The sequence below is a fragment of the Haloechinothrix sp. LS1_15 genome (assembly GCF_033042135.1).
In the GTDB taxonomy this organism is placed as follows: domain Bacteria; phylum Actinomycetota; class Actinomycetes; order Mycobacteriales; family Pseudonocardiaceae; genus Haloechinothrix.
This window is the reverse complement of the sequence record NZ_WBXM01000008.1, coordinates 119,809-138,689: the sequence shown is the minus strand read 5'-3', so window position 1 is coordinate 138,689 and position 18,881 is coordinate 119,809. Positions and strand designations below refer to the sequence as shown.

18 protein-coding genes and 1 riboswitch are annotated in these 18,881 nt (G+C 69.0%); of the genes, 7 read left to right on the top strand and 11 right to left on the bottom strand.

Annotated features, from left to right (window positions below):
- Nucleotides 1-4: 4 nt before the first annotated feature.
- A complete protein-coding gene (locus F8178_RS13975; RefSeq protein ID WP_317495210.1) occupies nucleotides 5-1,021 on the bottom strand; it encodes an NAD-dependent epimerase/dehydratase family protein in 1,017 nt (338 codons plus the stop codon).
- A 178-nt stretch (nucleotides 1,022-1,199) separates the two neighbouring features.
- Between F8178_RS13975 and F8178_RS13970 the strand changes: the two genes are divergently transcribed.
- A complete protein-coding gene (locus F8178_RS13970; RefSeq protein WP_317495209.1) occupies nucleotides 1,200-2,057 on the top strand; it encodes a class I SAM-dependent methyltransferase in 858 nt (285 codons plus the stop codon).
- A 28-nt stretch (nucleotides 2,058-2,085) separates the two neighbouring features.
- Here F8178_RS13970 and mce read toward each other — a convergent pair whose 3' ends face one another.
- Nucleotides 2,086-2,526, bottom strand: coding sequence for a methylmalonyl-CoA epimerase (gene mce, locus F8178_RS13965; protein ID WP_317495208.1), 441 nt, complete (start codon nucleotides 2,524-2,526; stop codon nucleotides 2,086-2,088).
- A gap of 265 nt (nucleotides 2,527-2,791) precedes the next feature.
- Here mce and F8178_RS13960 point away from each other — a divergent pair, with 265 nt between their 5' ends.
- The 3 genes from F8178_RS13960 (at nucleotide 2,792) to F8178_RS13950 (ending at nucleotide 6,103) form a co-directional block, all read left to right on the top strand.
- Nucleotides 2,792-3,979 carry an acetyl-CoA C-acetyltransferase gene (locus F8178_RS13960; RefSeq protein ID WP_317495207.1) on the top strand — a complete coding sequence of 396 codons (1,188 nt, stop codon included), beginning with the start codon at nucleotides 2,792-2,794 and terminating at the stop codon, nucleotides 3,977-3,979.
- A gap of 10 nt (nucleotides 3,980-3,989) precedes the next feature.
- Nucleotides 3,990-4,955 carry a methylmalonyl Co-A mutase-associated GTPase MeaB gene (gene meaB, locus F8178_RS13955; protein ID WP_317495206.1) on the top strand — a complete coding sequence of 322 codons (966 nt, stop codon included), beginning with the start codon at nucleotides 3,990-3,992 and terminating at the stop codon, nucleotides 4,953-4,955.
- 119 nt (nucleotides 4,956-5,074) lie between these two features.
- Nucleotides 5,075-6,103, top strand: a complete 1,029-nt coding sequence (locus F8178_RS13950) for a methyltransferase (RefSeq protein WP_317495205.1) — start codon at nucleotides 5,075-5,077, stop codon at nucleotides 6,101-6,103.
- Between the two features lie 564 nt (nucleotides 6,104-6,667).
- On the opposite strand, the gene F8178_RS13945 is transcribed toward F8178_RS13950, so the two are convergent.
- Genes F8178_RS13945 through F8178_RS13925 form a run of 5 tightly spaced genes read right to left on the bottom strand, consistent with a single transcriptional unit; the run spans nucleotide 6,668 to nucleotide 11,843 of the window.
- Nucleotides 6,668-7,486, bottom strand: a complete 819-nt coding sequence (locus F8178_RS13945) for an ABC transporter ATP-binding protein (RefSeq protein ID WP_317495204.1) — start codon at nucleotides 7,484-7,486, stop codon at nucleotides 6,668-6,670.
- On the bottom strand, nucleotides 7,483-8,601 hold the full coding sequence (locus F8178_RS13940) for an iron chelate uptake ABC transporter family permease subunit (protein WP_317495203.1): 1,119 nt from the start codon (nucleotides 8,599-8,601) through the stop codon (nucleotides 7,483-7,485). Before F8178_RS13940 ends, F8178_RS13945 begins: the two co-directional genes overlap by 4 nt.
- Nucleotides 8,598-9,713, bottom strand: a complete 1,116-nt coding sequence (locus tag F8178_RS13935; RefSeq protein ID WP_317495202.1) for an iron ABC transporter permease — start codon at nucleotides 9,711-9,713, stop codon at nucleotides 8,598-8,600. Before F8178_RS13935 ends, F8178_RS13940 begins: the two co-directional genes overlap by 4 nt.
- Nucleotides 9,714-9,720: 7 nt before the next feature.
- Nucleotides 9,721-10,752 (bottom strand): ABC transporter substrate-binding protein, encoded by a 1,032-nt coding sequence (locus tag F8178_RS13930; protein ID WP_317495201.1) that lies wholly within the window; start codon nucleotides 10,750-10,752, stop codon nucleotides 9,721-9,723.
- Between the two features lie 11 nt (nucleotides 10,753-10,763).
- Nucleotides 10,764-11,843 (bottom strand): ABC transporter substrate-binding protein, encoded by a 1,080-nt coding sequence (locus tag F8178_RS13925; RefSeq protein WP_317495200.1) that lies wholly within the window; start codon nucleotides 11,841-11,843, stop codon nucleotides 10,764-10,766.
- A gap of 22 nt (nucleotides 11,844-11,865) precedes the next feature.
- A riboswitch (cobalamin riboswitch) is annotated at nucleotides 11,866-12,046 on the bottom strand.
- 204 nt (nucleotides 12,047-12,250) lie between these two features.
- Between F8178_RS13925 and F8178_RS13920 the strand changes: the two genes are divergently transcribed.
- Together F8178_RS13920 and F8178_RS13915 are read left to right on the top strand one after the other, a co-directional pair.
- Nucleotides 12,251-12,613, top strand: coding sequence for a DUF3817 domain-containing protein (locus F8178_RS13920; RefSeq protein ID WP_317495199.1), 363 nt, complete (start codon nucleotides 12,251-12,253; stop codon nucleotides 12,611-12,613).
- A gap of 373 nt (nucleotides 12,614-12,986) precedes the next feature.
- Nucleotides 12,987-14,435: a wax ester/triacylglycerol synthase family O-acyltransferase gene (locus tag F8178_RS13915; RefSeq protein ID WP_317495198.1), complete on the top strand. Its 1,449-nt coding sequence runs from the start codon at nucleotides 12,987-12,989 to the stop codon at nucleotides 14,433-14,435.
- Nucleotides 14,436-14,505: 70 nt separating this feature from the next.
- Here F8178_RS13915 and F8178_RS13910 read toward each other — a convergent pair whose 3' ends face one another.
- Nucleotides 14,506-15,009, bottom strand: coding sequence for a MarR family transcriptional regulator (locus tag F8178_RS13910; protein ID WP_317495197.1), 504 nt, complete (start codon nucleotides 15,007-15,009; stop codon nucleotides 14,506-14,508).
- A gap of 112 nt (nucleotides 15,010-15,121) precedes the next feature.
- On the opposite strand from F8178_RS13910, the gene F8178_RS13905 reads away from it, so the two are divergent.
- Nucleotides 15,122-16,111, top strand: coding sequence for a tetratricopeptide repeat protein (locus tag F8178_RS13905; RefSeq protein ID WP_317495196.1), 990 nt, complete (start codon nucleotides 15,122-15,124; stop codon nucleotides 16,109-16,111).
- 70 nt (nucleotides 16,112-16,181) lie between these two features.
- Here F8178_RS13905 and F8178_RS13900 read toward each other — a convergent pair whose 3' ends face one another.
- The 3 genes from F8178_RS13900 to F8178_RS13890 all read right to left on the bottom strand — a co-directional run bounded on the left by F8178_RS13900 (nucleotide 16,182) and on the right by F8178_RS13890 (nucleotide 18,872).
- Nucleotides 16,182-17,012: an IclR family transcriptional regulator gene (locus F8178_RS13900; protein ID WP_317495195.1), complete on the bottom strand. Its 831-nt coding sequence runs from the start codon at nucleotides 17,010-17,012 to the stop codon at nucleotides 16,182-16,184.
- Between the two features lie 96 nt (nucleotides 17,013-17,108).
- Nucleotides 17,109-18,098, bottom strand: coding sequence for an electron transfer flavoprotein subunit alpha/FixB family protein (locus F8178_RS13895; protein WP_317495194.1), 990 nt, complete (start codon nucleotides 18,096-18,098; stop codon nucleotides 17,109-17,111).
- Between the two features lie 3 nt (nucleotides 18,099-18,101).
- Nucleotides 18,102-18,872, bottom strand: a complete 771-nt coding sequence (locus F8178_RS13890; protein WP_317495193.1) for an electron transfer flavoprotein subunit beta/FixA family protein — start codon at nucleotides 18,870-18,872, stop codon at nucleotides 18,102-18,104.
- Between the last annotated feature and the right edge of the window lie 9 nt (nucleotides 18,873-18,881).

Below are 18,881 nucleotides of genomic sequence, written 5' to 3'. Positions count from 1 at the left end.
CGGGTCACGCCGGGAGCCGGTAGGAAGCTTCGGCCTTACCCGCCAGCTGCATGGCGACCTGCCGTTCGATCCACGGGTAGGTGACCGCGAGCCCGTCGCGCAGCGAGGTGGACGGTTCCCACTCGAACTCCGCGCGGATGAGCGTGTTGTCGCTGCTGCGACCGCGCACGCCCTGCGGGGCGTCGAGTTTGTAGTCGCGTCGCAGCTCGACCCCTGCGATCTCCTCGACGATGTCGACCAGCCGGTTGATGGTCACCAGCTCGGCGCTACCCAGGTTCAGCGGTTCGGCGACGTGGCCCCCTGCGATCGCGATCGTGCCCTCGACGCAGTCGTCGACATACATGAAGCTGCGGGTCTGCTCGCCGTCGCCCCAGATCTCGATGCTGTCGCGTCCGGTGAGTTTGGCGATGGCGATCTTGCGGCAGATCGCCGCGGGTGCCTTCTCCCTGCCTCCCTGCCATGCGCCGTTCGGGCCGTACACGTTGTGGTAACGGGCGACGCGGGTGGTCAACCCGTAGTCCTCCCGGAAGTGGCGTGCCATGCGTTCGGCGAACAGCTTCTCCCAGCCGTACCCGTCCTCCGGCATGGCCGGGTAGGCATCGGCTTCGCGGAGCTCGACCTCGTCGGTACGGTCCTGCTTGCCCGCGGCGTAGACGCAGGCCGACGAGGAGTAGAAGTAGCGTTCCACTCCGGCCTCCGATGCGGCGATCAGCATATGGGTGCTGATCAGCACCGACAGCATGCACGCCGCCTTGTATTTCTCGATGAATCCGATGCCGCCCATGTCGGCAGCGAGATTGTAAACCTCGTTCACCCCGGCGGCAGCTTCCCGGCAATTCTGAAGATATTTCAGATCGCGCACCAGGTTCTCCGCTTCGGGGAAACACTGATCCCATTCTTGAATGGGTTTCACATCTACCGCGCGTACCTGGTGGCCGCGCTGGAGGAGCGCGCGCACGAGGTGCCCTCCTATGAACCCTCCAGCTCCGGTGACCAGTGTCGATGGGGGAACTGTGTACATAGCATCTCCTCGGAAGGCTCGGATTTCGAAACAGTATTCACGTTTCTGGTGTGGCGGAACGAGTTGCCGGTAGCGCTACTGCACGGCGTAACGAGAACCACTGTTATGTCGTTACGTGTGATTGAAGAAAGACGTCGGATTGCCTCCGAGATGCCGACCGAATTACGGGAGTGTGCTCATGACACGTGCCGGATCCAGTTACGAGTCGCGCGAAACCGCAGGAGACGAGGTGGAAAGTGGGCACGAGCGGCTGCCCGCCGGCGCATGGGCGAAGCTGCGCGACCGGTGGCGCGCCAACGACACGCTGTGGCTCGGGTACCACGTGCTGAACAGGGCGGCCGCGAGCGCCAGCCGGTTCTTCGACGAGCGGGCCCGTGCCAGGGAGCGCGCGTGCGACCTGCCGGGAGTCAATACCAGGGAGTACAACCGGCGCCTGTGGAGCGATTACGACTGGTCCGCAGCGGGCGAGGAGTGGTCACCCTCGCCGGAGTGGCGCGGGGCGCTGGTCTCCGAGGTGCTGCTTCCCGCGCTGGCTGGCACGTCCGGATCGCCGGACGTGCTGGAGATCGGTCCCGGCGCGGGACGGTGGACCGTCGAGCTGCAACCAAGGTCGCGCAGCCTGGTGCTGACCGACATCAGCGAGCAGGCGATCGGGCTGTGCCGGGAACGCTTCGGCGAGTGCGACAACGTCTCGTTCGTCGTCGGTGACGGGCGCAGCCTCGCGGGCGTGGCTGGGGAGTCGGTCGACTTCGTATGGGCCTACGACGTCTTCCTGCACATCGCGCCGGTTGACCAGCGCGCGTACCTCGCCGAGCTGGCCAGGGTGATGCGTCCCGGTGCAACCGGGCTGGTACACCATCCCGCGGACGGCGGCTCCGCGGAGGGCTGGCGTTCGGCCATGACGGCCCAGCTGTTCCTGGAGTACCTGCACGCCGCAGGCCTGCAACCGGTGCGTCAGTTCACCCGTTGGGGTGCTGGAGGGCAGTACGCGTTGCCCAACCAGGGCGATGTCATCACCGAGTTCCGTAAGGAGTGACCGGTACCGCCGCAGCGGGTGGCCGGGCTCACGAAGCGGCGGGTTCGACCAGCTCGACGAGAACTCCCCCGGCGTCCGAGGGGTGCACGAAGTTCACCTTGCTGTTGCCGGTGCCGCGCTTGGCCTCCGGGTAGATCAGGCGCAGCCCGCTGGCACGCAGCGCCGACGAGGCGGCCTCGATGTCGGTCACCCGGTAGGCGAGCTGCTGCAATCCGGGTCCCTTGGTGTTGAGGAACTTGCCGATGGTCGAGTCCTCGCTCAGCGGCGCGAGCAGCTGGATGGCGGCGCCGGAGTGGTCGCCCCGCGGGCGCAGCATGGCCTCGCGCACCCCCTGTTCCTCGTTCACCTCGATGTGGGTCGCTTCCAGGCCGAAGTGCTCGCGGTGGAAGTCGATGGCGGCATCGAGGTCGGGTACCGCGATGCCCACGTGGTCGATGGCGGTGACATGCGGCTGCAGCGCGTCGTTCATGCGGGTGAGGATACCGACCGGCGCCGCGGTGGAGCAGGTGCGCGGGCGTCGGGATTCTCACACCGGGCGACCGTCCCCGCTGCTGTGCTCGCGCGCGGGGGCGGCGGTATCGTCGGTGCACGATCCCGTGCGGCCTGCCCGGCTTGCCCGGCCCGACGGCCTGCACGGCCCGTCCGGATACGCCCGGCCGGGTTCGGGTCGCTTCGCCAGACGTGCCCGGCACGCCTGGCAAGGTAGGCATCGTCGTCAGGGTAGGAGGCTCGTCGTGTCCCGTTCCGTCATCGTTGCCGGTGCGCGCACCCCGATCGGCCGGTTGCTCGGCTCGTTGAAGGACTACTCCGGGGCACAGCTGGGCGGGATCGCCATCGCGGCAGCGCTGGAACGCGCGGGCGTGGCACCGGAGCAGGTGCAGTACACCATCATGGGGCAGGTGCTCACCGCGGGCGCGGGTCAGATCCCGGCGCGCCAGGCGGCCGTGGAGGCCGGCGTGCCGATGGAGGTGCCAGCCCTGACGGTGAACAAGGTCTGCCTGTCCGGTCTGGACGCCATCGCGCTGGCCGACCAGCTCATCAGGGCAGGCGAGTTCGACATCGTGGTCGCAGGCGGCCAGGAATCGATGACCCAGGCGCCGCACCTGCTGCCGCGCTCCCGTTCCGGCTTCAAGTACGGCGACACCACGCTGGTCGACCACATGGCCTACGACGGGCTGCACTGCGCCTTCGACCAGGTCGCCATGGGTTCGTCCACCGAGAAGTACAACGCACGGTACGCGCTGACCAGGCAGGAACAGGACGAGTTCGCCGCGGCCTCGCACCAGAAGGCGGCCAAGGCGATCGCCGACGGGGTGTTCGCCGAGGAGATCGCCCCGGTCACCATCCCGCAGCGCAAGGGCGAACCCACCGTGTTCGACACCGACGAGGGAGTACGCGCCGACACCACGGCCGAGGGGCTGGCCAAGCTCCGCCCGGCGTTCGCCGGTGATGGCACGATCACCGCGGGGTCGGCCTCGCAGATCTCCGACGGTGCCGCGGCGGTGGTGGTGATGAGCCGGGCGAAGGCCGAGGAGCTCGGCGTGGACTGGCTGGCCGAGGTCGGTGCCCACGGCGTGGTCGCCGGACCCGATGCCAGCCTGCACGAGCAGCCGTCGAACGCGGTCACGGCGGCGCTCGGCAAGGCAGGTGCGTCGGCCTCAGACCTGGACCTTGTCGAGATCAACGAGGCCTTCGCCGCGGTCGGCCTGGTGTCCACGCGACAGCTCGGGGTCAGCCCGGACATCGTCAACGTCAACGGCGGCGCGATCGCGCTCGGCCACCCGATCGGCGCATCGGGAGCCAGGCTCGTCGTCCACCTGGCCCACGAGCTCCGCCGCCGTGGTGGCGGTCTCGGTGCTGCCGCGCTGTGTGGCGGTGGCGGCCAGGGGGACGCGCTGCTGCTGTCCGTACCGCGAGGCTGAGCGGCCCGCCGTGGCGGTCGCTGTCGACCTCGGGGAGCTGATCGAGCGGGTCACCAGCGGTCAGCCACGCGCCATCGCGAGGCTGCTGTCGCTGGTCGAGGACGATCATCCCCGGTTACGCGAGATCGCGCGGGCGCTGGCGCCGCACACCGGAACCGCGACCGTGATCGGTCTGACCGGGCCACCGGGGGCAGGCAAGTCCACGACGACGGCGATGCTGCTGTCCGAGCTGCGGCGGGCGGGTCATCGTGTCGGTGTACTGGCGATCGACCCATCCTCGCCGTTCTCCGGCGGTGCGCTGCTCGGCGACCGGATCCGGATGTCGGCGCACGCTACCGATCCCGGGGTGTTCATCCGCTCGATGGCCACACGCGGCCATCTCGGCGGACTCGCGTGGGCGACCCCGCAGGCAACACGGGTGCTGGAGACCGCGGGATTCGACGTCGTGTTGATCGAGACGGTGGGTGTCGGTCAGTCCGAAGTCGACATCGTCAAGCACGCCGACACCACCGTAGTGCTGCTGGCGCCCGGTATGGGTGACGGTGTGCAGGCTGCCAAGGCCGGTGTGCTGGAGATCGCGGATGTTTTCGTGGTGAACAAGGCCGACCGGCAGGGAGCGGAGGCGACGGTGCGCGAGCTCCGCGACATGCTGGCCGCCAGCAGGCGGGAGATCACCGGACCCCGGTGGCGCCAGCCCATCGTGTCGACGGTGGCCTCGCGCGGCGAGGGTGGTGGTGACCTGCGCGCCGCGCTGGAGGATCACCGTCGCTGGCTCGATGAGCACGGCGAGCTGGCCCACCGCAGGCAACAACGGGCACGAGCCGAAGTGGAGGCGATCGCGCTGCGGCAGGTGCGTACCGAGTTCGGCCGGTTGGCAGGCGGTGAGGCGGTGCGGTCGCTCGGCACGCGTGTCGCCCGCGGCGAGCTGGATCCCTACACGGCCGCGGATTCGCTGATGGACGAACTCAAGCACTGAGGCCGCGTGCGGGTGTACGCGTTCATCCAGGAACCGTCCCGTTGAGTGACGCAGTACACCAGGAGGCGCCCGCTCTGGACAGGTGCGGGTGCGCCCCTACTCCTGGCAGACTGCTTCGCATGACTGACGGCGCGGCCGAGACGGCCGATACGACCGGTGCCGCATGGGGCGCCGGGATTTGGGAGCTGGCGAGCCTGGTGACCCCGATGGCGATCCGGGTGGCAGCGACATTGCGCGTGGCCGACCACATCGCAGCCGGCCGTCGCTCGTCGCGGGAACTGGCGCGGACGACGGGGTGCGATGCCGATGCGCTCGATCGGATGCTGCGGCACCTGGTCACGGCCGGTGTCTTCCGGCGAACCGACGAAGGCTACGAGCTGGCTCCGCGCGGTGAAGCGCTCCGTGACGACCATCCCGACAGTGTGCGCGCCTGGCTCGACCTCGACGGCGCACTCGGCCGCGCGGATCAGTGCCTTGTGGAGCTCGAGCACACGATCCGCACCGGTGAGCCGGCGTACCCGGTCCGCTACGGAACCGGGTTCTGGGAGGAGCTCTCGGCTGATCCGGACCTGTCGGCGTCCTTCGACAGCCTGATGAGCAAGCATGTCGGCTTCCTCGTGGACGCCGTTTCCGGCGCGTACGACTGGGGGTCGGTCGGCCACGTCGTCGACGTCGGTGGGGGCGACGGCTCGCTGATGGTCGGCTTGCTCACGGACCGCCCTTGGCTGAACGGTACGGTCGTCGATCTCGAGGCTCCGGCAGCGGCCGCGAGGCGCAAGCTCGCACTGGCCTCTCTCGACGAGCGATCCGAGGTGATCACCAGCAGTTTCTTCGATCCCCTTCCGCCAGGGGCCGACTGCTACGTGCTGTCGGCCATCCTGCACGACTGGGCTGACGAGCCTGCCGTGCGGATCTTGCGGCATTGTGCGGACGCCGCAGGCGAGCGGGGCCGCGTTCTGGTGATCGAGTCCGTCGGTGACGACGGGAACTCGCCCAACACGCACATGGATCTGCGGATGCTGGCCTACCTCGCGGGCAAGGAGCGCGGCTTGAGCGCCTACCGCGAGCTGGCACGCGAGGCCGGACTGCGGGTCAACGCGGTGTGGCCCGCGGGATCGAAGTCGATCATCGAGCTGGTCGCCTCTTGAGCGTGCGCCACGGTATCCATTCGCCGGGGCCACTGTCCGGGCCGGACCCGCGCCAACGTTCCGGCCCGGACAGTGGCATCACGTGTGTCAGACGAGCCAGCCGAGGAAGTTGGCCATGCTCGCCAGGATGCCGCTGATGACGTCGCCGTCGGTGCAGTACTCGGTGCACATCGCAAGCATTTCCATGTGAGGGGCTCCTTAATGGATCGTTGTTTCCTACTCGTGTGCTTCCGGAAGCGTGAGAAGGTTTTCACCCCTGATCGCAGGTGTCAACGAGCGCACTCGAGGGCCACGGTGGCACGGCCGCGCGGTGGGAAATCGACCCAGTCTAAACGTGTGGTGCTTTCGTGTTTTGCCTCGGGGTGATTACCGCCGTGGTACGACCGGCCTTGGTGATCGACAGTGAACGTGAGGGTCGGGTGGGCGGCCCGTGCTGGGTCATTCGCGCCTGCGCTCACACGGAGGTGTGATGGTTCTGTCACGGTAGGTTGCTTTGCAAAGAACACACTATGGAGTGACGCAGGATGGCCCGTTGCCCGCTGTCCGGGAGGCGTGTGAGGGCGCTCAGCGAGGCCGCGAGCTCCGCGGCTCGGGCAGCACCAGCGGTGTGGCCGTCAACGGATCGGCGATCACTTGACAGCGCAGGCCGAAGACTTCGGACACGAGTTCGGCGGTGACGACCTCGTCCGGACTGCCTTCGGCCGTGACCGCACCGTCGCGCATCGCGATCAGGTGATCGGCGTACCGGCAAGCCAGGTTCAGGTCGTGCAGCACGAGCACGATCGTGCGACCCTGCTCGGCGTTGAGGTCGGCAAGCAGATTGAGCACCTCGACCTGGTGGGCCAGGTCGAGGAAGGTCGTCGGTTCGTCCAGCAACATGACCTCGGTGTCCTGCGCGAGGGCGAGTGCGATCCAGACACGCTGCCGCTGCCCGCCGGAGAGCTCGTCGACCGCATGGCCTGCGAGCTCGGTCAACCCGGTGGCCTCCAGTGCCGAGCGCACCGCCTCCTCGTCTGCTGCCGACCACTGGCGGAACCATCGCTGGTGCGGGTGGCGGCCGCGGCCGACCAGGTCGACCACGGTGATGCCCTCGGGCGCCAGCGGTTGTTGCGGCAGCAGGCCGAGCCGGGTCGCGAGACTACCGGTTGGCATCGTGGCGATCGCGGCGCCGTCCAGCGTGACGGTGCCGCCACGGGGTCGAAGCAACCTGCCGAGGCCGCGGAGCAGGGTGGACTTGCCGCAGCCGTTGGCGCCGACGATCGCGGTGATCCGTGCGACGGGGAAGTCGACCGAGAGCTCGGAGACGATGTCCCGGCCGCCGTAACCGAGCGTCAGGTCCGTTGTGGCGAGATGGCCCGTGGTGGGGTGTGTTCGCGTCGTCATCCGTGTCCGATCCGGTTCATCCTGGTGAGCAGGTACAGCAGGTACGGCGCGCCGAGCACGCCGGTGATCACGCCGACGGGTAGCTCACTCGGGCCGAAAGCGGTGCGGGCGAGTAGATCCGAGCTGATCACCAGAAGTGCACCGCACGCCATCGCGGGCAGCATGCCCACCACCCGCTCGCGGAGCAGTCTTCGCACGATCTGCGGCGCGACCAGCGCGACGAACGCCACTGGCCCGGCGACCGCCGTCGCGAAGGCCGCCGTTGCCGCGGAGGTGAACAGCAGCGCCGCCCGTGCCGACTGCACCCGGCCGCCGAGCGCGGCTGCGGTGTCGTCGCCGAGCTGCAACAGCCGCAGCTGCCTGGTCAGCGCCAGCGTGACCGGTACGAGCACGGCCAGTGCCAGCCAGATCGTGGCGGCGTGGGACCAGGAGCGGTTCGCCAAGCTCCCGGTCAGCCAGATCATGGCGCGTTCGGCCGAATCGATGTCGGTGCGGGTCAGCAGGTAGGACGTGACCGAGGACAGCATCGCGGTCAGCCCGATACCGATGAGCACCAGCCGGTACCCGGCGACACCGCGCCGATAGGCCATCATGTACAGCAGCATCGCGGTGACTACGGCTCCGGTGAGCGCGCCGCCCGCGACCTGCAACGTGGTGCCCGCGAACAGCACGATCGTGGCCACCGCCGCCGCCGAAGCTCCCGCGTTGATCCCGATGATGTCCGGACTGACCAGCGGGTTGTGTGCCAGCCGTTGCAGGATCATGCCGGACACAGCCAGCGCGGCACCCACCCCGATCCCGGTGAGCACGCGCGGTAGCCGCATATCGACGACCACATGCGTCAGCATCGGGCTCGCCTCGCCTGCCACGACCGCCAGCACGTCTGTCACGGACATGCTGAAGTCGCCGAGCGTAAGCGACACGGCGGTGGCCGCCAGCGTGAGCCCGCAAAGCACACAGCCGAGGACGAGCGCCTGCCGGTAGACACGGGCCGAGAAACCGAAACGCTCGATGCGCACCACCCACGTTCCGGCCGGGAGCAGTCCTGCCGCGCTGGGGGCGGCGCCCGCCCGCGAGCCGCTGTCAGCGGTAGCGCTGGTGCTCGTGGTGCTCATAGACCCGCCAACCGTTTACGCCGGACGAGGTAGATGAATACGGGCGCGCCGACCAGCGCGGTGACGATACCGACCTGCAGCTCCTCCGGCCTGGCGATCACCCGCCCGAGAATGTCGGCGGCCAGCAGCAGCGCGGGTGCGAGCACCGCGCTCCACGGCAGAATCCAGCGGTAGTCCGGGCCCGCGATAGCCCTGGCGATGTGCGGTACTGCCAGGCCGACGAAACCGATGGGGCCCGCCGCCGCGGTCGCGGTACCGGCCAGCAACACTACCGCGACACCACCGAGCGCGCGGACGATACCGAGCCGCACGCCGAGCGAGCGCGCCAGGTCGTCACCCATGGCCAGGGCGTTGAGCGGCCGGGTGAGCGCCACTGCGAGCAGCACGCCCAGCGCGATGAACGGCAGCGCGTGGCCGAGCATCGCGGTGTCGGCGCCGCCGAGCGAGCCGACGACCCAGAACCGGTACTCGTCCAGCGACGCACGGTCGCGCAGGATGATCGCGGAGGTGACCGAGCCGAGCATCGCGGTCACGGCGGCACCGGCCAGGGCGAGCTTCACCGGCGAGGCGCCGCCCGCGCCGATCGAGCCGACCGCGTAAACCACCACCGCTGCCAGTGCCGCGCCGAGGAACGCGAACCACACGTAGCCGATGACGGCGGTCGCGCCGAATATGCTGATCGCCACGACCGCGGCCAGCGCCGCACCCGCGTTGATACCCAGGATGCCGGGACCACCGAGGGGGTTGCGCGTCACCCCCTGCACCAGCATGCCCGCGATCCCCAGCGCCATCCCGACGGCAAGGCCCACCAACGTACGCGGCACGCGCAGGTGCAGCACGATCAGATCGGTGTCGGAACCCGTGTAGGCGAAGTAGGCGGCATGTACCTCGTGCAGGGACAGCCGCTCGTTGCCGATCAGCAGCGAGGCCAGCGCGATCGCGACCAGCGCGAGGGTGGCGACGAGCAGACCCGTGCTGCGGGACCAGGTGCCGTGCAGCAACCCTTGCCCCCGCACGGCCTCGGCGAACCAGCGCCGGAACCGTGACCACCTCGACCACGCCGTCGCCGCGGGTGATGTGGCGATGACCGAGGACGGTGCGTGTGTGGTCATCGCGGCCCTACCCGACGAGATCGGGATGCAGCATCTCGGCGAGCGATTCTACTGTGGATGCTGCTCGCACGCCCGCCCACCGGTCGGGGAAGCCGAACTCGAGCACGGTGCCCTCGCTCACCGCGGTGAGGTTCGCCAGAGCCGGATCGTTCATGATCGCCTCGACGTCCTCCTCTGCGTCGGAGGGCGTGAGCTCGGGACCACAACAGGTGTCGACCAGGATGTAGTCCGGATCGCGCTTGATCAGTTCCTCCGTGCTGACCGTGTGCGGGCCGGAGACATCCAGATCACCGAAAGCGTTGCGCCCACCCGCCATCTCGAAGATCTCGGTGGAGAAGTCCAGGCCGCCGGTGACACGGAAGCCGTCGGAATCCGGCCGGGCGATCGCCAACGTGGGCTCGTGATTCGCCTGTGCGACGGCCTCCTCGACGCGCTCGATGGTTCCGGAGAACTCGGCGATCAGCTCGTCGGCGCGCTCGCGGACATCGAAGATCTCGCCGAGCTGGCGCAGGTCGCTATAGACGTTGTCCATGCTCTGCAACTCGGCCATGCGCTCGCCGTCGGCGTCGGGGCAGGCGACTGCGGACAGCCAGGTGTCCACGCCGATAGCGGCCAACCCGTCTCGCGAGCCGATGCCCTCCTCGGTATACAGCCGGTAGGCGCTGGTGAGGATGAAGTCCGGCTCGTAGGAGAGCACGGTTTCCCTGCTCGGTACCCGCTCGTAGAACGGTTGCCCCGCATGCGCCCCGGCGTACTCCTCGAGGATCTCGTTGTTGATGAACGCGGTAGCGACCAGCCGATCCTCGATTCCGAGGGCATAGGCCATCTCGATAGCCGGCTGGTAGGCGGCGAACACACGCTCGGGCGCCTCGTCGGTAGTGATCTCCACGCCGCAACTCGTGATCGTCTCGGTGGCCTGCTCGCCCCCGTCGCTGCCACCGTTACCGTCGGTGGCTGCGCAACCGGCTACGAGGAGCGTGGTGATCGCGGCTACCGAGGCGGTCCGGAGGCCCTGGCGGGTGGCTACTGTCACAGCCATCGGGCCTCCTCTCAGAACAGCTCGGGGTGGATGGTCGCGGCGATCTCGGCGATCACCGGAGCGCTGCGCACTCCTGCCGAGCGGTTGGCGAAGGTGAACTCGTGTACGTTGCCCTCGGCTACCGCTTCGATGTTGGCCAGCGCCGGATCGGACAGGATGGCCTCGACGTCGTCCGCGGCGTCGGCCGCGGTCATCTCGGCGTCACAGCAGACGTCGACGAAGATGTGATCGGGATCGCGAGCGATCATCTCCTCGGTACTGACGTCCATGTTGCGCCGTTGTTCGAGATCTGCGAAGGCGTTCTCGCCCCCGGCGTGTTTCACCAGTTCGGTGGTGAAGTCCGGGCCCGCTGCCACGCGGAACCCGTCGCCGTCCGGGCGTGCCACGGCCACCGAGGGCCGTTCGATCCCGTCTCCGGCTTCGCTGACGGTGTCTCGCACCTCGTCGATCGTCGCCTGCATGTCCGCGACGATCTCCTCGGCGCGGTCACTCGCGCCGAAGACCGTGCCGAGCTCGCGCAGATCCGAGTAGATCGCCTCGATGGTGACCGCGGAGGGGTCGATGGTCTCGTCGTCCATGCCGTCCTCGCTGGGGCACAGCGGGCTGAAGATCCAGCTCTCGATGCCGAGCTCGCGCAGGCTAGCCCTGGTGCCGAACTGCTCGTCGGTGAAGGCTCCGTTGAATCCCGACAGCACGAAGTCGGGCTCGGTCTCGAGCAACGCCTCGCGGCTGGGCAGGTTCTCGTAGTACCGCTGGCCCTGCTGCGCCTCGGCATACTCCGGTAGCACTTCGGCGTCGAGGTAGGCGGTGCCGACCAGGCGGTCGCTGACACCGAGGGCGTGGGCCATCTCGATGGCGGGCTGGTAAGCGGCGAAGAGCCGCTCGGGCGGCTCGTCGACGGGGACGTCGACGTCGCAGTTTCGGATGACCTCTGCTTGCTCCTCCTCGGAGCCGGGGGCTTCATCGGTACCGCAGGCGGCGAGGCCGAGGGCGAGGACGGCGCAGAGGGACAGGGTGACGCGGGCGCGCGACGCACCCGGCGATCGGCGGTGGCTCGACGGTCGTGATGACCGCCATGATGATGTTGTCAAGCAAACCATCCTTCGTGGCTCGTCTTGCGTCGGTCGCCGTAGCCGGTCTCCTGGCTCCCGGAGTTGGGCTGATGCCCTGCCCGTCCCGCCTTCCCAGGCGCTGTGCGCCCAGTGGCGTCATGGGACGGGCCCTCCGGTCACAGTGGCGAGGACCGCGCCGGATTGGAACCGGCTTCCCGTGCACTACGGCAACGTCATCTTCACGTGTTCGGGTGATTCAACATCTCACCCGAACACCGGGGACGGCAAGTGCACCCCATACCCCTGGTGAGCGTGGTCACGCTGCACACTGGGTTAGTGAAACGGGTTCGTGCCGCTGAAGATGCAGGTCTGGCCATGCGGCGGCGAACCAGCGAGCCGGTCGCGACGCGATCGCGTGGCGGCAGGCACAACTCGAGGAGGTAACCGTGTTCGGCACAGCGGTAACGGTGTTCCGGGCCGTGGCCATCGCGGAGGCGCTTTCCTGGGTGGCGTTGCTCGCTGCCATGTTCGCCAAGTACATCCTCGGCCTCGGTGAGGGCGGCGTTCCCGTCGCCGGCTTGGTGCACGGTGTGCTGTTTCTCGCCTACGTCGCGGTGACGCTGGCGACTTTCCGGGTGTTCGGCTGGAGCTACCGCACGCTGGCGCTGGCGCTGGCCGCGGGCGTGCCGCCGCTGTTCACCTGGTGGTTCGAGGCGTGGGCATTGCGGACCGGCAGGCTCGACGGTCCCGGCTGCACCGGCCGTGGTGGTGTGGCGCTGGTGACTGGTGAGCGCCCGGCCATGGCCTGAGCTGCCCCGCGCGTGTCCCGATGCGAGCGGAGCGCGGACTACGGCGAGCGCCGTGGCAGTGCCGCTGTGTGGTGGAATCCCGACACCTTTTCGGAGCAATGGCACCCGATCGGCGGATTACCTTAACGCGCTTCTCGCGACTACGTTGGGGTGCGGTACGGGAATCCGGCTCATGCGGGGCGCATCGAGTTCGGGGACGTGCCGGTGCGGTCCCGGTACGTGTGCGCTTTGACGTCTTCGAGTCGTGCCGCTATTCAGTGTGGACAATAGATGCTTTTCTGCTCGGGCGCGATGGCGTGGTCCCGGTTCGTGCTCGCGCGTCCCCGGACGATCGGGTGGAGAGGCAACTGCGGAACACCGTAAGGAGAGGGCAGTGGTTGCTCGCTCGGTTGGCGGGCCGGTTGATCGCGCCGCCACGCGGCTCAGCGGACTGGATGTGTCGTTCCTGTGCCTCGAGGGCAGCCATCGCCCTATGCACCTGGGCGCCGCGCTGGTGTTCGAACCCGACTGCCCGGTCCATCCGGCCCGCATCGGCAGGCTGCTGGCCGAACGGGCGGCTGCCGTGCCGGAGCTGGCCAGAACCGCGACCGACACCTGGTGGCCACCGGCAGGCAAGGCCTGGCGCCGGTGCCCGACCTTCGACCCCGCCGATCACATCCATACCCACATGCTCGCCCGTCCCGGCCAGCCGGAACAGCTCGAAGCCGCCGCAGCGACCGTGATGGCACAGCCGCTACTCGAGGGCCGGCCGCCGTGGGAGGCGCACGTGTTCGGCGGCGTGGCGCACGGCCGGTTCGCCGTGGTGTTCAAGATGCACCACGCCCTCGCCGACGCGGCCGGTTCGTTCTCGGTGGCCGCGCCGCTGCTGGACGGGGTGCCGCCAGGGCGTGGGCGGCAGGCGCGGCCTGCCGACTCGGACCCATCAACCCCGCCAACGCTGCCGGGGCCCGCGGCGTTGGCGGGCTGGGCCGCTCGCACATTACGGGACTTGCCCGGCACCGCAGCCGATGCGGTCGCGGCGGCATCCGGGGTGCGCAGGCGGGTAGAGCGGCTGGCGGGCGTGGCATTGTCGACGCTCGCCGCGGTGCGGCCGCTGGCTGCCAGCTCCCCTGTCACCAGCATGCTGGCAGGATCCTCCCGGCGGGAAGCCGCCTTCGTCCGGCTGGACACCGATGAGATGCACCGCGTACGCAAATGGACGGGAGGCACACTTAACGATGTGGTGCTGTCGGTCATCGCGGGCGGACTCGGCGACTGGATCCGGAACCGGGACGGCGCCGCGGCAGGCAGTGAATGGAACCTGCGCGCGTTCGTTCCGGTGAGTGTGCGGAGCAGGCGCGACGCCGCGGGCGAGGGTGGTAACCACCTGTCCGGATACTTGTGTGACCTGCCAGCCGGGACCACAGACCCGATCGAGCGAGTCCGGATGGTGACCGGTGCCATGCAGCGCAACAAGCGTCGCGGGCCCGAGCGGGGCGCGGGGGCCTTCCCGCTACTCGCCGAAGCTGTTCCCGCCGGGATGCATCGGGTGACGACCCCGTTGGCCGCGCAGGTATCGCCGCTGCTGTTCGACACGATGGTCAGCACGGTGCCGCTGCCAGACGTGCCGTTAGCTCTGGACGGTGCCCGGCTGCGGCAGATCTGGCCACTGGCTCCGCTGGCACTCGGTCAGGCACTGTCCGTGGCGGTCACCGTCTACCGCGGCAGTGTGCGGATCGGGGTGCTCGCGGACCCGCAGGTGCTCGGTGAGGTCGGTGGGCTCGGCGATGCCATCGCCAAGGCGTTCACCAACCTCCGCAACGCCTGCGAGGGTGACAGCTAAGGCGGGCCCTCAGCCCTGGCAGTGTGACCACGGCCGGAGCCGCCGGACCTCGGTGGCGGGTTGTCGCGCGTCAGGAACGGAAGTCGCCCGCAGCCTTGCGCACCCGGGTGAGCAGGTCGATGAGCTGCTCGGTCTGCCGGTGGGTGAGCCCGTGCAGCCCGAAGTCGATCTCGTTGACGGCCGTGGTTGCCTGCTTGCGGCGCAGGCGGCCCTCCTCGGTGATCTCGACGAGGGTGGTACGGCGATCGGTGGGGTGCGGTTTGCGCACCACCAGTCCGTCCCGCTCGAGCCGGTCGACGATGTTGGTGACGCTGGTGGGGTGCAGCTGCAACCGCTCACCCATCACTCGCATGGGCAGGCTGGAGCGTCGGGCGAAGGTCAGCAACACGAGCGCTTCGTACCGGGCGAACGTCAATCCGTGCGGTTTCAGCGCGGTATCGACCGCGGTCTGGATGATCTGCTGCACGCGCATGATGCCGGTGACGGCCGCCATCGTCGTCGACGGGCCGATCTGCTCCTCCCACAGCTCGGCGGCCCGAGCGATGGGGTCGAACGGGAGCGGGCTGCGGTCCATACGCCTGAAACTACCAGCGAAGGAGAGGGCTGCTCGGATTCCGGTGGATCCCGGTTCGCCGTCGCCGCGACCTCGCAGGATCCGGCGTGGTCATCCGTGTCACGATGGGATCGTGACACAAGCAGGTGGACAGCCAGGTGGACAACAAGGTAGGCAAGCGAACCAGCAAGCGGCCGCGGCCGCGCTGTCGGGTGCGGTGGACCTCTCCGGCCTCAAGCAACGCGCTGACGCGGCGCGTCAGCAGGGTACGCCGGGCAGTGGCGGGGCGCAGGATGCCGCGCCAGCCGGTGGTGTGGTCGTCGATGTCACCGAATCGACGTTCCAGGCCGAGGTGGTGGACCGGTCCAGGAACACCCTGGTCGTGGTCGATCTCTGGGCCGACTGGTGTCAGCCTTGCAAACAACTGAGCCCGGTGCTCGAGAAGCTCGCTGCCGAGTACGGCGGCTCCTGGGTACTCGCCAAGGTCGATGTCGACGCCAACCAGCGCATCGCGCAGCTGTTCGGCGCCCAGTCGCTGCCCACGGTGATCGCCGTCGCAGGCGGCCAGCCGGTGGACGCGTTCAGCGGGGCGCTCGGCGAGCAGGAGATCCGCAATTGGCTGAATACGCTGCTCGACGCGCTGCGGGACAAGCTGCCCGGTATCGCGGCCGCCGAGCAGGCCGCGCAGCAGGGTGCGGAGCAGGACGAGCAGGAGGATCCCCGGTTCACCGAGGCTGAGGACGCACTGGCACGCGGTGACTTCGCCGCCGCGGAGGCGGCCTACCAGCGGATCGTCGAGGCCGAGCCGAACAACGAGGAGGCGGTGGCCGCGCTGCGGCAGACCCGCTTCCTCGCCCGCACCTCGGGCATCGACCCGCAGGTCGTCGCCCGCGCCGACGCCGATCCTGGTGACATCGATGCGCAGCTGGCCGCGGCAGACCTCGCGGTGGCACAGCAGCAGGTCGAGCAGGGATTCGACCGGCTTATCAGGACCATCCGCGGCGCTGCGGGGGACGATCGGGACCGGGTACGCAACCACCTCGTCGAGCTGTTCGAGCTGTTCGACCCGAACGACGAGCGGGTTCTCAAGGCGCGCAGGGACCTGGCAAGCGCCCTGTTCTAGCGCGCAGGTGGTGAGCCGAAGGGACCCTCCGGTACTGGATATGTACCGAAGGGGCCCTTCGGCTCACCACCTACGCCTGCCCGCCCTCGCCGGACATGTCCGTCGCGGTGGCTGTGTGGCCGTGCCACTCGTAGGTGAAGCCCGCCGATGCCTGGGCTGCTGCTTCCAGGATCAGGGGGGCGAATTCGGCCAGGCGCTCGCCGTCCAGGCGGTAGGTCGGGCCGGAGATGCTGATGGCAGCGACCACGTCGCCTTCGAATCCCAGGACAGGGGCGGCGATCGAGCTCAACCCCTCCTCGAACTCCTCGGCTGTGGTGGCGTAGCCGTTGGAGCGGGACCGTTCGATGTCCTCGCGTAGCGACCGGGGGTCGGTGATGGTGCCCTCGGTGAACCGTTCGTGCGGGCCCTTGATCACCTCCTCGAACTCCTCCTCGGGCATCGAGGCGAGGAAGATCTTGCCGGACGCCGCGGCGTGGAGCGGAATCCGCCTGCCGAGCCAGCTCCGGCTGGCCACCGTGGAGGTGGACACGATCTGATCGATGGTGACCGATTCGTGCTCCTCGCACACCGACAGCGTGATCGTCTCATCGGTGTGCTGTGCCAGCCACTCACATCCCGGCTGCGCCTGCCTGCGGATGTCGGGGCCCACGGTCACCGCGTGGGCGAGTTGGAGCAGCCCGAAGCCGAGGCGGTACTTGCCGCTGTCGACATGTTGTTCGACGAGGCCGCGGCCTTCCAGGGTGTTCAACAACCGGAACGCCGTCGATTTGTGGACACCGAGAGCGTTCCCGACGTCTGTGACCCCGGACCACCCGTTCGCGGCGAGAAACTCGAGGATGGTCACCGCCCGTTCGACGGACTGGACGCGGCCAGGTGCACGGTCGTCGTTGGTGATATCCACGGCTTGCAAGTCTACATCGTGGGCAGCAAGGAATTGACGTCAAGCACACGCAGCCGCACGAGGGTTACGGAGCCGTTGTCCGAGGAGGTGAGCACGCTAGCTCGCAGCGGCCTCCCGGCGGGCCCGCACCCTCTCTACCACCGCTGGCAGCACATCGTGCACATCTCCGATCACCGCGTAGTCGGCGCGGCTGACCAGCGGCGCCTCCGGGTCGGTATTGATCGCGAGGATAGTCTTGGCGCCCATGCACCCCACCCAGTGCTGGGTGGCGCCGCTGATCCCGCAGGCGATGTAGAGGTCCGCAGCGATCTTGGTGCCCGTCAGGCCGACCTGGTCGCTGTGCGGGCGCCACCCGTTGTTGGTGGCCACGCGCGAACATCCCACCGCGCCGCCGACCAGTTCCGCCAGCTCCTCGAGCGCGGCGAAGCCCTCCGCGCTGCCGACACCGCGACCGCCGGAGACCACCACAGGGGCGGTGGCCAGGGTGATGCCCGAGCCCCTGCTGGTGCGTTCGGCGAGGCTGCTGTGGGGCAGGGACTCGCCCAGCGTGGGGGTGAACTCCCGCACCGCGACCTCGTGCGTGGTGGCGGCCTCGACCGGCTCCACGGCTCCCTGAGCCAGGCTGACGATCCTCACCTGGCCGGACAGCTCGGCGTCTTCCAGCAGGATCCCGCCGCCGCGTAGCCGGGTCAGTGTCCACACTTCACCGGGCTCGACGGCCACACAGTTGCTGGCGAACGGCTGCCCGGTGCGCGCGGCCGCGTGCGCGAGCAGCTCGTTGCCCCGGTCCGAGGCGGGACCGACGAGGCCGGTGGCGTCGGTGTGCTCGATCAGTTCAGCAATGGCCCGTCCCCACAGTTCGGGGCAGTACTCCGCCATCGCCTCACCGGTCAGCAGGTGCAGCGCGGCCACCCCGTACTTCGACAGCGGCGCGGCCAGGTCGGCGGCATGGTCGGTGTTCTCCGCGAACGCGACCGCGTGCAGCGCCTCGGCGCTGCCCTCGGCGAGTTCCCTGGCGCAGCTGACGGCTTCCAGCGACCCGCCGGAGAGGGATCCGGCCTGCTCCTCGACGACGACCAGCAGCATGGCTCACACCAATCCTTTCTCGGCCAGCACGTCGACCACGGCCTCGGCGGCTTCGGCACCATGGCCGAGCACCACGGTCGCGTGTTCCTTCTCGGGGGGCTGGCGCAGCCGGACGGTCCGCAACCCGCCGGGCTCCGGGGTCGGCCGCAGCGTGCGCAGCGGTGCCTTCTTGGCCCGGAGACGGCCCTTGATGCTCGGGTAGCGGGGCAGGTTCAGGCCTTCCTTCACAGCGGCCGCCGCAGGCAACGGGGTATCGTAGACCTCCACCCCGTCGGAGACGTCGCGCTTCAGCTGCACTCGAGCCTGGCCACCGACGAGCTCGATTCCCTTGATCCCGCCGACTATCGGCAGCCCGAGCGCGCAGGCCACCCTGACCCCGACCTGATAGTGCCCGGCATCGGCGGTCTCGTTGCCGAACAGCACCAGGTCGAAGGGCTTGCTCTCGGACTCGAGCGTGCGGATGGTCTCCACCAGTGCCGCGGCGGTGGCCTCCGGGTCGAGTTCCGTCGCACCGACCTCGGCCAGTACCCCGTGATCGGCGCCCATGGACAGCGCGTAGCGCAACTGCTCCTCGGTCTCGGGCGGGCCCGCGCTGAGCACCGTGACGCTGCCGCCGTGCTCGGCCGCGATGCGGATCGCCTCCTCAACGGCGCATTCCTCGTGCGGGCCGATGGTGAACCCGAGGTGACGGGTGTCCACGCTCAGGCCGTCCTCGGTCAGCAGGAGCTTCCCGCCCGGCGCGGGCACCCGCTTGACACATACCAGTACATCCATGGCCTGGCC

Bases quoted from the DNA above. Each gene is read 5' to 3' on its own strand.
- F8178_RS13975 (WP_317495210.1), bottom strand. From the start codon at position 1,021: ATGTACACAGTTCCCCCATCGACACTGGTCACCGGAGCTGGAGGGTTC.
- F8178_RS13970 (WP_317495209.1), top strand. From the start codon at position 1,200: ATGACACGTGCCGGATCCAGTTACGAGTCGCGCGAAACCGCAGGAGAC.
- mce (WP_317495208.1), bottom strand. From the start codon at position 2,526: ATGAACGACGCGCTGCAGCCGCATGTCACCGCCATCGACCACGTGGGC.
- F8178_RS13950 (WP_317495205.1), top strand. From the start codon at position 5,075: ATGACTGACGGCGCGGCCGAGACGGCCGATACGACCGGTGCCGCATGG.
- F8178_RS13945 (WP_317495204.1), bottom strand. From the start codon at position 7,486: ATGACGACGCGAACACACCCCACCACGGGCCATCTCGCCACAACGGAC.
- F8178_RS13940 (WP_317495203.1), bottom strand. From the start codon at position 8,601: ATGAGCACCACGAGCACCAGCGCTACCGCTGACAGCGGCTCGCGGGCG.
- F8178_RS13935 (WP_317495202.1), bottom strand. From the start codon at position 9,713: ATGACCACACACGCACCGTCCTCGGTCATCGCCACATCACCCGCGGCG.
- F8178_RS13930 (WP_317495201.1), bottom strand. From the start codon at position 10,752: ATGGCTGTGACAGTAGCCACCCGCCAGGGCCTCCGGACCGCCTCGGTA.
- F8178_RS13910 (WP_317495197.1), bottom strand. From the start codon at position 15,009: ATGGACCGCAGCCCGCTCCCGTTCGACCCCATCGCTCGGGCCGCCGAG.
- F8178_RS13895 (WP_317495194.1), bottom strand. From the start codon at position 18,098: ATGCTGCTGGTCGTCGTCGAGGAGCAGGCCGGATCCCTCTCCGGCGGG.
- F8178_RS13890 (WP_317495193.1), bottom strand. From the start codon at position 18,872: ATGGATGTACTGGTATGTGTCAAGCGGGTGCCCGCGCCGGGCGGGAAG.